The 11,108-nt window shown below is 68.0% G+C and carries 11 protein-coding genes; 6 read left to right on the top strand and 5 right to left on the bottom strand.

Annotated elements, in window-relative coordinates; all coding sequences use genetic code 11:
* Positions 1-282: 282 nt before the first annotated feature.
* Entirely contained in the window at positions 283-1,455 is a 1,173-nt protein-coding gene (locus MLGJGCBP_RS09970; RefSeq protein ID WP_012686800.1) for an ATP-binding protein, read from the bottom strand.
* 251 nt (positions 1,456-1,706) lie between these two features.
* Between MLGJGCBP_RS09970 and MLGJGCBP_RS09965 the strand changes: the two genes are divergently transcribed.
* The 5 genes from MLGJGCBP_RS09965 to MLGJGCBP_RS51620 are packed head-to-tail and all read left to right on the top strand — an operon-like array spanning position 1,707 to position 8,026.
* Positions 1,707-2,447: a TnsA-like heteromeric transposase endonuclease subunit gene (locus tag MLGJGCBP_RS09965; RefSeq protein ID WP_012686801.1), complete on the top strand. Its 741-nt coding sequence runs from the start codon at positions 1,707-1,709 to the stop codon at positions 2,445-2,447.
* Positions 2,444-4,585, top strand: coding sequence for a DDE-type integrase/transposase/recombinase (locus MLGJGCBP_RS09960; protein WP_007300057.1), 2,142 nt, complete (start codon positions 2,444-2,446; stop codon positions 4,583-4,585). Before MLGJGCBP_RS09965 ends, MLGJGCBP_RS09960 begins: the two co-directional genes overlap by 4 nt.
* A complete protein-coding gene (locus tag MLGJGCBP_RS09955; RefSeq protein ID WP_007300058.1) occupies positions 4,582-5,685 on the top strand; it encodes a TniB family NTP-binding protein in 1,104 nt (367 codons plus the stop codon). The genes MLGJGCBP_RS09960 and MLGJGCBP_RS09955 overlap by 4 nt, the downstream gene beginning before the upstream one ends.
* Positions 5,682-6,533 carry a TniQ family protein gene (locus tag MLGJGCBP_RS51625; RefSeq protein ID WP_236581009.1) on the top strand — a complete coding sequence of 284 codons (852 nt, stop codon included), beginning with the start codon at positions 5,682-5,684 and terminating at the stop codon, positions 6,531-6,533. The genes MLGJGCBP_RS09955 and MLGJGCBP_RS51625 overlap by 4 nt, the downstream gene beginning before the upstream one ends.
* A gap of 56 nt (positions 6,534-6,589) precedes the next feature.
* Positions 6,590-8,026, top strand: a complete 1,437-nt coding sequence (locus tag MLGJGCBP_RS51620) for a hypothetical protein (RefSeq protein ID WP_236581008.1) — start codon at positions 6,590-6,592, stop codon at positions 8,024-8,026.
* A gap of 21 nt (positions 8,027-8,047) precedes the next feature.
* Here MLGJGCBP_RS51620 and MLGJGCBP_RS09945 read toward each other — a convergent pair whose 3' ends face one another.
* The 3 genes from MLGJGCBP_RS09945 to MLGJGCBP_RS09935 form a co-directional block, all read right to left on the bottom strand.
* Positions 8,048-8,500 carry a hypothetical protein gene (locus MLGJGCBP_RS09945; RefSeq protein ID WP_007300060.1) on the bottom strand — a complete coding sequence of 151 codons (453 nt, stop codon included), beginning with the start codon at positions 8,498-8,500 and terminating at the stop codon, positions 8,048-8,050.
* Positions 8,497-9,063 (bottom strand): helix-turn-helix transcriptional regulator, encoded by a 567-nt coding sequence (locus MLGJGCBP_RS09940; RefSeq protein ID WP_231869100.1) that lies wholly within the window; start codon positions 9,061-9,063, stop codon positions 8,497-8,499. Before MLGJGCBP_RS09940 ends, MLGJGCBP_RS09945 begins: the two co-directional genes overlap by 4 nt.
* Before the next feature lie 81 nt (positions 9,064-9,144).
* A complete protein-coding gene (locus MLGJGCBP_RS09935) occupies positions 9,145-9,411 on the bottom strand; it encodes a hypothetical protein (RefSeq protein WP_007300062.1) in 267 nt (88 codons plus the stop codon).
* Between the two features lie 385 nt (positions 9,412-9,796).
* On the opposite strand from MLGJGCBP_RS09935, the gene MLGJGCBP_RS09930 reads away from it, so the two are divergent.
* Complete coding sequence (locus MLGJGCBP_RS09930; protein WP_007300063.1) at positions 9,797-9,973, top strand: hypothetical protein; 177 nt, start codon at positions 9,797-9,799, stop codon at positions 9,971-9,973.
* 169 nt (positions 9,974-10,142) lie between these two features.
* Here the strand turns inward: MLGJGCBP_RS09930 and MLGJGCBP_RS09925 are convergent.
* The coding region (locus MLGJGCBP_RS09925; protein ID WP_160095179.1) for a thiamine pyrophosphate-binding protein at positions 10,143-11,108 on the bottom strand (966 nt) is incomplete at its 5' end.

The following is an 11,108-nucleotide window of genomic DNA, read 5'->3' as shown; positions in this document are numbered from 1 at the left end:
CCCTCTGCCCGGAACCCATCTGCATCACGGGTGACGGTTGGTGGCCCCGTGGTCGTCATATGCAGAGACGCTCAACACCGGTCGGCCCCGGATGACCCGGCGCACAAGCAAGGCCACCATCTCACTCGTGAACTACAGGTGACTGCTCACTCGTGAGTACGGGTGTCTGCTGTCGAAGGACGTTTCCCCGTGCCTCGGGTGGTTTTCTCAGGCAACACACCTTTTCTTCTGCAGTGTGTCGGCGCACGCCGCGAGAGCCGATGGCGTGTGAGTGTAGGAGTTTCAGGCGGTGGGCTGGCGTCGAATGAAGTCGGCCATTCCCGGGACGGTGAACGCGATGCGACCGTGCTCGGGAGACCAGACGAGGCCCTTCTTGATGGCGGAATCACGGACATCACTGACCGCGGTCGTCGCCACCCCCATGGCTGCGGCGACCTTCCCGGACCGAGGAGTGGGCTCCCCGGCTTCCGCGATGGCGCGCAGGTACCGGCGCTCCCGATCGGTGGCCCGGATCCACCGAGACGGAAAGAACCCGTCATCGAGTGCTCGACGGCCCTCTTCGACCGCGGTGTGGGCGTCCTCGGCATCGAATGGGGAGGTGGGGGCGGTGTGCCAGATCGCCTTGCCGAACTCTTGCAGGAAGTACGGGTAGCCGCCGCTGGCTTCGACAAGGATCTCGAGCGCGTCCGGGGTGAACGCACCCCCGTGCGCCTCGACCGGGACCCGGAGCGCGTCGGCGGCATCGGCCGGGGAGAGCGGGCCGATGGTCCGGTAGGAGAATTGCCGTTCGGCGTAGGAGCGGCTGTCGGCGAGCACCGCCGGTAGGCTGGGCAGACCGGCACCGATGACGAAGAACGGCCATTCACGTTGGCTGGCACGGTGCTGCACCGCGAGCAAGGCACCGAGCAAATCAGGGTCGAGGTCCTGCATTTCGTCGATGAACAGTCCGAACGCGGCACCCTTCTTGCGCATGACGTCGCTGATCGCTTCGACCAACTCCTCGAGGTCGAGGTCGATGTCGCCGCTGGCGGCACGCCCACCGAGGGCGATTTCGATCTTGGCCGGGCCCAGGCCGACACCGAGGGTGAAACCCCTCGCGAGGGAGACGAGATCGTCGATGACCTTGTGCAGCTGGTGTTTGCGGCTGAAGCGGCGCAGACCGACGGCGAGTTCGTAGCCGAGGCGGGCGCGGACCGCGGCGATCCCGGCCTCGTTCGGTCTGGCCTCGATGGTGATCGCCAACCATCCCTGCCGCTCGGCGTGCTCGGCCAGGTTGTTGAGCAGGGTGGTCTTGCCGACCCCGCGGAGCCCGGAGAGCACCATCCCGCGGTCATAGTTGCCTCGCTTGCTGCGGGCGACGAGCAGATCGAACTCCTGGCGCTCCTGGTCCCGGCCCTCCAGAGCCGGGGGTCGCAGGCCCGAGCCGGGTTTGAACGGGTTCAGCGCAGGATCCATATCGGTAAGTATAGAGGGTTATGGGAAGGATGCCATAAACCTCTATAAGTTGCGATAGGTGCCGAGAGGTCCGGTTCCTGTAGGGTCTCGAGATCGGTGGCGGAATCTCACGGCGAGTGGCGGGCCGATGGCGGATCCGCCATCGGTGTGAGACACGCCCATTTTGAATGCAAGGTCATTGGGTCGACCGGGGTGATGATCGATGGTGAGGGCTGCGGTGGTGTGGCCCGCTTCGGCATCGAGGTTGTCTGATGGTCGTTGATCTTGATCCACGCCCGACATCGGTTGTGGCGAACGTCCGCCGCAGCGCCGATGGTGTTGAATGCGAGGCTGATTGGGACGCCCTAGTGCCGGAGTCGCTGGTCGGCGCCGCTGCGCCGTGGCGAACGTTCCGCTGGTATCACGGTCAGAAGCACTATTCCGGTGCGTATTGGTCCAGCACGGAGCAAGCGTTGGTGATCTACGAGTCGCGGCTGGAGTTGGCTCGACTGCTATTGGCAGATTTCGATCGCTCGGTGCGGCGCATTCTCGCTCAGCCGTTCCTGCTCGAAGCCGACGTGGCGGGCGCGCGACGACGGCACGTGCCGGACTATCTGCTGCTGAGCGACGATGGTCCGGTTGTTGTTGACGTGAAACCCGCTTGGCGACTGGCGAAACCGGAGGTCATGCAGACGTTTGCGTGGACGCGGCAGGTGGTGGAGTCACGTGGATGGCGGTACCAGATTGCCAGCGAACCGGCGGAGACAGAATTGAGCAATGTCCGATTCCTCGCCGGGTATCGCCGTGACTGGCTGTTCGACGACGACTTGCTGGCGGATCTGCGTTCGGTCGACTTGGACGGCGCCACGCTCGGTGAGGCCGTCCGATGCCTGTCCGACCGGCCGGAACCTGTCATGCGATCGACTGTCCTGCACTTATTGTGGCGACACCATTTCACGGTCGACTTGAGCAAGACCCTGAGTTCGGACAGCGTGCTGGGAGAGCGTTCGTGAGCGGCGCGGGTGTGCGAGTCGGCGTCGGGACTCGGTTCCTCTACGACGGCGAAACCGTCGAGGTAGTGGAGATGGTGTCGACCGCTTCCGGGAACGAGGTCGTCGTCAAGGACGCGACCGGCCGGCAGTATCGACGCTTCGCGCTGAAGGAACTCCTGGCGTGCGAACGCGCCAGGGTGATCCCGGACAGCCCCGGCCCGGCGAGCGACGATGATCAGGAAGTCGCCAGCGTAGTCCTGGCCCAGCTGACCACGACCGAGCAGGAGCAACTCACCGCGCGAGCAGCCCATGTGCGCGAGGTACTTACCGGATATCGATCCGGAAACCCGCTGATCGCCGGCCCCGGCGAGCCTCGCCCCCAATACAGCGAGAATGTCGCGTTGTCGGACCGGTATGCCGCGAAGGCCGCCGAGTTAGGGGTCGGAGTTCGCACGATCGAGCGCTGGGCCGGCAAGTTCCAGAAGGCCGGCGAGGCCGGGCTGGCGGTGCGGCGCGACCCTTCGTCAGTGAGTTCGACGAGAACCGATGACCGGTGGGTGGAGACGGCCCTGGAAGTGATGGTCGAGCACACCGATCAGTCGCGGCCGTCGCGGACGATGGTGATCGAGCGTGCGAATGCCCGGGCGGTCGCCCGGTTCGGGGCGGACGTGGTGCGGCTGCCCTCGCGGGCAACGGCGTTTCGGGTGCTCGAGGAGTTGGAACGGCGGCATCCGACGTTCCGGCTGAGCACCAAACGCAATCGGGATATCGCGGCCCGACCGGACGAGCCGTACGGGAAGCTGCGCCCGACCCGACCAGGTGAGTACCTGCTGATGGACACCACCCGGCTGGACGTGTTCGCCCTGGATCCGGTGACATTGCGCTGGGTGCAGGCCGAGCTGACCGTGGGAATGGACTGGTACACCCGCTGTATCGTCGGTATCCGGCTGACGCCGGTGTCGACGAAGGCGGTGGACGCCGCCGCCACGTTGTATCAGGCGTTCCGGCCGCGACCGGCGGGCAAGGACTGGCCCGCGCATGCAGTGTGGCCCGAGCACGGCATTCCCCGGTCCCTGCTGGTCGACGCCTCGGCGATCGACGGTCCGATCGCCGGGGCGGCGAGTCCGGCGCTGGCGCCGGAGACCATCGTGATCGATCACGGCAAGATTTACGTCTCCGAGCATCTGACCAGTGTGTGTCAGCGGATGGGGATCTCGATCCAGCCGGCCCGGTTGCGGACCGGCCGCGACAAGGGGCCGGTCGAGCGGTTCTTCCGCACCATTCGGGAGGACCTGTTGCAGGCTTTGCCCGGGTACAAGGGACCGGACGTGCACTCGCGGGGGGTGGCGCCGGAGTCGGAGGCATTCTTCTACCTCGACGAGTTGGAGGCGATCATCCGGGAGTGGGTGGCGGTGGTGTATCACCACCGGCCGCACGAGAGCCTGCTCGATCCGCATCTGCCGTCGGTGAAGATGTCGCCGGCGGTGATGTTCGAGCACGGCATCGCCCGCGCCGGCTACATCGAGGTGCCCCGCGATCCGGACCTGGGATACGAGTTCCTCAAGGTGGAGTGGCGCACCCTCCAGCACTACGGTTTCGAGGTGCACGGTCGCCGCTACCACGGCGATCTGCCGCCCGGGTGCCGCGACGGTGCCAGCCCGTACCCGGACCGGGGAAAGGGCAAGGGCCGGTGGTGGCCGCTGCATGTCGACCCGGACGACGTCACCCGGGTCTATCTGCGGGATCCGACCTCGCGGCGGTGGTATCCGCTCGAGTGGGAGCACGCCCGGTCGATGCAGATGCCGCTGAGTGAGGACGCTTTGGCGTTCGCGCGCCGGTTGGCGAAGGCGAAGTACACCTACCCCGACGACCGGATCGCGGTCGCCGACCTGCTCGAGCGCTGGAACCTCGGCCTCGGGTCGAGCATGACCGAGCGCCGCATGGCGTTGCGTATGGCACGTGAGGACACCGCGCTCGACCTCGACCCGGACGAACCGACCGACGCGACCGGACCGCCATCAGTGACGCGTCACGACGCGACGGCGCCGGTCTACGCCGCGCAGGACGGCAAGGACATCGGTGACGACGACGCCGAGGACGAGCTGAACCGACCCGACGACGGCGACGATTTCTACGCGGATGCGCTGGAGTACCTGTGACGATCGCGCTGATCCGGCAGCGTCTGCAGGACTGCGCGCCGCTGGGTAATGTGGCGCTCTCCCGTAAGGAGGGGTGGCGGGAGTTCGCCGACGCGCCCGCTCTGGTCGCGCCGGCGGTGTTGACCCGCACGCAGCTGCAGGCGTTGAGCGCGGACGACGCCGAGGTCTACAACCATTTCCGGCAGCTGTGGCACGCGAATCTGGGGCCGATCCGGACGCCGCAACTGACCGCGTTGCACGAGCAGCTCTCGACCGTGGTCGACAGCAACCTCCAGTTCGGCGACAAGGCCAAGGGGGCGGTCGCGATCGACGCCTATCCCGGCCTGGGCAAGACGACGTCGGTGTTGGCGTTCGCCAAGGCGTTTCATCGCCGCGAGATCCGGATCAAGGGCACCCACACCCGCGACGGGCACCAGCGGTGGCCGGTGTGCCGGGTCGGGTTGACCGGCAACACCGGCCTCAAGGAGTTCAACCGGGCGATGCTCGAGTTCTACGCCCACCCCGGGACCACCCGCGGCACCAGCGCCGACCTGTCCCGCCGCGCCCTGGACTGCGTGACATCATGTGAGACAAGACTTTTGGTGGTCGATGATCTGCATTTCCTGCGCATGCACGCCACCAGCGGCGTCGAGATCAGCAACCACTTCAAGTACATCGCCAACGAGTTCCCGGTCACCGTGGTCTTTGTCGGGGTGAAGCTGGCCGAACGCGGCCTGTTCGCCGAGGCGCAGACAGCGCGGCGCACCACGTTGGTGGGGATGCAGCCGTTCCTCATCGACACCGACACCGGCCGCCGCGAATGGCGGACCATGCTGCTGGCGATCGAACAGGGACTGGTGCTCGCCGACAAATATCCCGGCATGCTCGCCGACGACCTCTCGGACTACCTGTTCACCCGCAGCACCGGCCACATTGGGTCGCTGATGGTGCTGATCAACCGCGGCTGTCACCGCGCCGTCGTCACCGGCCGTGAGCGCCTCGACGCCGGCGTATTGGACGGGGTGAGCAACGACGAGGACGCCGAGACCGCGCGGCGAGAACTCGCGGCCGCCCTCGAGGCGCGGCGCATCACCACCCGGCCGACACGCCGCCGCCGATGACCGGGGTGCGGTCCCTGCCGATCCGGGTCGCCCCGCTGCCCGGCGAGGCAATCGATTCCTGGCTCGAGGCCATCGCGCACCGCACCGGCACGGCGTTCGGTGACCTGGACACGGCCCTGCACCGCGAGGACCGGACTGCCGCCGAAAGGGTTCGGCGCCCGAGCGTGTGGCCGGTGCACCTGCCTCCACGGGAAGTGGACACCATCGCGGCGGCGGCGGAACTGCCCGCGGCCACTGTCGAAGCGATGACGTTGGCCCGCTACGACGGCATCGCCCTGTCGCTGAACGGTAGGAAGGGACGTGCGGCCGCGGGCCTGCCGTGGGGTCGCGGACGACGATCCCGATACTGCCCGGCCTGCCTCGCCGTCTCCGGCGGGCGATGGCAACTGCGCTGGCGGCTGGGGTGCGTATTCGCCTGCAGCGAACATCACTGCCTGCTGGCGGATACCTGCCCGCACTGCGGAGGCTTCCAACGGTGCAGGCGTCCCCTCCGTGAGGTGATTCCGAGTCCGGGCCGCTGCGCCCACTGGAGTGCGGACACCGCTGCGCCGAGTGGGCTCGCCCGGTGCGGGGCGGACCTGACCTCGGCACCGGTGACGCGGTTACGCGCGGATCACCCGGCGTTGTGGGCCCAGCAACTCGTGCTCGATGTCCTCGCGGCCGGCCAGGGCACCTTCGGTGTATACGCCGAGCGTCCCCTCGGGGCCCGCGAGTTCTGGCCGATCTGCACGCAGTCGCATCCCGCGTCCTTGTCTACGGCACCGACGCGGAGATTGCCGAGCGGGTCCCCGCCGGCCTCGCCGACGCGCTGGCCCGGGTTCGGTCGTCTTCCGCATCGGAAGCACTGACGTCACGAGGATCGGAGCTCTCTGGTGCCGGCGGAGCGATCGCAACCGCCGTTGCGGTGACCGCGGCCGCCGCTGTGCTGGATCGGCCCGACATCGCCGACGCCGGTGAGGCGTTGCGGTGGCTGGTGCACGGCGGTCGGCGCCTGGGCCGGCAGGTCAACGCCGGCGTCAAGGGCGACTGGGGCAGCGCCACCAGCACGAGATTGGCGGCCGTCCAGCTCGCCGCGTTGCGGCCCCTGTTCGTGCGCGCCGTCGATCAGCTGCGGTATCGCAGCGCCGCCGACCTCCCGAGCTACCCGACTGTCAGTGCCACCGCCGTGAACGACGCCGCCCGCCGCATCCCGACCCTGCTCTGGCCGGAATGGTCGCTGCGGTTCACGGTGCCGCCGTGCAGCCCGGCGCAGGTCCGACCGGCCTTGTCGGCAGCACTGATGCTGGTGGGCACCACGCTCACCGTCGGCGAGGCCGCCGACCGCCTGGGATCGGCGGTCCGAGCCGACGGGGTCACCCGCACGCTGGCATGCCTGCGGAGCTCTCCTCGGTGGGACGACACCCTGACCGCGCTGATCCGGCTGGCAGACCACCTCGCCGCCGAGCCGCCACCGATCGACTACGAGCGGCGGCGCCATTTGGACTACCGCGGCTTACTACCCGACGACATGTGGAAACAGATCTGCCGCCGGACCGGAACACCCCCCGGCGCCGGTCAGAAGGCGGACTTCGCCCGCTGCCTGTTGTTCGAACGACTCAGCGGGCTCCCCGCCGACCGTTCCCCGTTCCTCGCGGCCGGCTACGACGTCCGCGCGAAACTGTCCGAGTTCCCGCGCGCCCTTACCCCCGCCCTGGCCGCGCAGGTCGACGCGGCGGCCCACCGGTTCCTCGACGATCAGGGGCTGGGCGAGGAACCGGTCTACTGGCATCCACCCCGGGACTTGCTCGACGGGCTTGACCTGCCCGGACCCGATCCGAATTCAGTGGACCTCGCCGCCCTCCACGACCTGACCCGCCGCGACCACACCGCGCTGTCGGAGATCGCACGGCAACTGGACACCACCCTCGATGTGATCCGCCACCTCCTCGTAAACCACCCAGCACCCGCATCGCCCCCTGCCGCAGAGCGGTTCGGACGACGCGCAACCCAGGCCGCGGCAGAGGAGGCGGTGAGCCGGACGGAGTTCGTCGACCTCTACTGCGTGCAACGCCGCACCCTCGCCGAGATCGCCGCGATGATCGGAGTCAGCAGGAAGGCGGCAGGTCGGCTGGCACGACACCACGGCATCACACCCCAGTCCGGTCGGCCCCCGGTCGATCCGGCATGGCTTCACGACCAGTACGTCACCCAGCGGCGAACACTGCGGGAACTCGGACACGAGACGGGGCGCAGCGTGCCGCAAATGAGCCGGATCGCGAAGGATTACGGCATCCCGATTCGCCCACCGAGCGAGGCCTGCCGTACCGGCGACGCTGCGCGCCGACACCGGACGTCCCAGTGAGCGCGGCGATCCCCTGACGCGTCAGGTGGCGTCGGTTGATTCGTCGCCGTCGGAGTCCTCGACAGTGATGTGGATATCGCCCGGTCGCAGCAATTTCAAGACGGGACGGTCGAGGCCTAGCTTGGCGCCGGACTGGGTGATGGATTCGCGGAGATACGGGTAGACGGACATCACTCCGACACGCTCGACGAACTCTGTGATGATCGCATCGGAGGCTTCGATCGGCTCCCGGAGGGTGAAGACCGCCGAGGCGTCGGCGAGGTACTCGCCCCCTGAACCGGAGACGGTTGCCCGGCATCGAACTTCCAGGAGGAGTTCTTCGCGGCGCAGCGCAATCTGGATGGACAGTGGAGTTTCTTCCACGTCGGGTTTGCGCCGAGCGCCCGTTTCGAAGAACACGATATCGGTGAGCTCCGTCAGCTCGAGGAACTCGCGGGCGTCCGCGACAGTGCGAGGAGACGATGTTTCTGTCATACGGCTAGTGCATAGCTCGACTGAAAGCTGTCCCCGGCCCAGTCGCGGCTGATTCCGACAACGGCAGGGGCGAACCCGACCTTCGCCTCGAGATGTCCGCTGATCTTCGGCGTCCTTCTCGGGGCACCGACGAGTGCCGCGTCGATGCGGACATGGTCGTCCATCGAGGGGAACTCGATGTCGTCGATCTTGTAATCCTGTCGGCGGAGCCACGCGACAACATCTCCCCACAACCACGCGCCGCCACCGACCAGGTTCACCGGCGCCGGGAAAGGGTCCGATTGCATGCGGTCACCGCGCACCCAGTTTCCGACTGCTTGCCGCGATACCTCGGCTCGGTCGGCGATGTCCTGGCGGGTGACCAGGTCGGGGTACGACCGCACGACCGGGAGGCCGCGTGACGACAGCACTGCCGCAGCGTCCAGCGCCGCGGTCACCGCGTCGTCACCCTCGGCGGTCACCGTGGCAAGCGTCAAACCGCTGTGCGACTCCACCACGATGTCCAGCAGTTCCTCGACCGCCGCGATCCGGGTATCACCTGGGCCGGAGACTTCTGGGGTCACGAAAATAAGCTCGAATTCGGTCGGGGACATGACCCCAGCTTCCTCATCCCCGATGCTGTTGTCAACTGGAAACAGCGATCGTTATTTCATCAGCTCGTGCCGGTCAGGGCAACGTGATGCGGATCGTTTGACCCGCTTGGCGGCGTTTCCGGGGTTCCTGGACGTCCCGGGGAGCGTGATGAAGTTCGCTCGCCCGTCAGTGCAAGGGCAGTAGATCGCGTACTTGTGCCCCTGTTCCCGCAGGCGCCAGCCCTTGTTCTTCACGAGGTCCTCGACGACCGCATAGACCTCGCTGTCCAGCGACCGCCGGGCATCCTTGAGGCTGACTTCATCCCACGCCTCACCCATTCGCCGGCCTCGGGTGCGGGGCCGCGTGCCGAGACGCGCCTGTGCCCACACGGTGGCGACAGCGTGTGGGTTTACCGGGCTCGGTGTTGATCGGAACCTCCAACGTCGTCGCGGCCACCTGAGTCAGGAAACGGACCTTCCAGAACCTCCTGCACTGCGCACAGAGTTTAGGGCTAGACACCGTCACCGAGCGTTTCTGTCGGACCGGCAGTGATGTGGACAGCTCCCACACCCGCGGAGCACGATGAACTGTGACATCAAGTGCCTGATACACGACGGCACAGAGATCACGGCGTCGGTTGCCCCTCAGGGACTTACCCCGGAACGAGGCGATTCCCCGACGCGAGTCGGAGACCGGGTCGGCACGACCCAAGGAGGGATCGGCATGATCGGCCGGAGCGAAACATACTGGCAGCAGCGCATCCACGCCGATCGTTGCAGCGGTGGCGCCGACCTCCCGCCCGGCGGGATTCCCGACGATCCCGTCGACCTCCTCGAGAACTATCGGCCCACCGCGAGGTGTTCCGCCGCCGCTCGGCGGCCACAGCACCCCGACCTCTGAGCACCCGCCGCGGCCCCGACCCGGTGCCGGCGCGAGCCCTGCGGTGCGCTGATGTGTGGGCGGCCATGTCCGCGGGTAGACCCCCAGATGTCGCCCGGCGGAGGGAACCCCCGCGAGCGACGCTACGACTCTCCACCGTCACGCCGACCCGGGCGGCGGTTGTCGACGTTCAGGTGTGGTTGGGGCACAGTGGATCCGGTGTCATCGTCCATCCGCGTCGTTCCACCTCGATTCTGCGCGTGGTCCAGGAAGGCCCTCCGTGAACAACAGCATCGGATGTGTGTCGCGGCGACCACATGTCGGCGAGTGCGGCCAACCCGTGGCGCAGGTCGCGGCTGGTCGCGTGCGTGGTGGGCAGATACGGGGGTTCGGCGCCGAGGCTGGCGACCGGGACAGCGGCCAGGGCGGCCTCCAGCCCGGTGCGGGCCGTGGCCGGCATGCGGGTGCCGATCAGCAGGCACAGCGCGCTGTGTCGCACCGCCTCGATCAGTTCGGTGTGTCCCATGGTTCCGGCGACTCCGCAGAACCCGGGCTGGTCGGTCGGGTAGACGTCCTTGGCGTCCGGGGCGACCCCGACGGCGGCGTCCACCGCGGCGGCGAGGGCCAGCAGCGGTTCCCGGGCGTCGTCGCGGGCCACCTGGTCACCGGCGATGAGCACGATCTTCCCGGTCCGCCGCGCCGCGACGAGTTGGTCCCGGATCCGTGTCAGCCCGTCCGGGTCGTGGCCGGATCGGCGCGGCGGTGGGTGGAAGGTGAATGCGCCGACGACGGTGGCTTGTTGGATGTCCTTGGGCAGCAACAGCACCGCGGGCCCACCGTCTCGTGCCGCGGCCACCGCGCGTTCCAGGTGGGCGGCGAGGTCGTCGGGCCGCTCGATGCGGGCACAGTAGCGGGAGACCTCGGTGAACAGCCGGACCGCGTGGATCGAGCCGGATCGGCCGCTCGAATCCTGGAAGGCGCCGGTGCCCTCGAGGGGGGTGGGTGGCTGCCCGATCAGGGCCAGCACCGGCACTTTCGAGGTGTAGGACTCGGCGAGCCCGGCCACCAGGTTCATCGCGCCGCCGCCGGAGGTCGCGGCCACCACCCCGAGGCCGCCGGTGCTGCGGGCGTAGCCGTCGGCCATGGTGGCCGCGGC

Origin of the sequence: Rhodococcus sp. T7 (assembly GCF_009872365.1) — a bacterium.
In the GTDB taxonomy this organism is placed as follows: Bacteria; Actinomycetota; Actinomycetes; order Mycobacteriales; family Mycobacteriaceae; genus Rhodococcus_F.
Note: the sequence above shows the minus strand (reverse complement) of the source record. Positions and strands in the feature narration are given on the sequence as shown.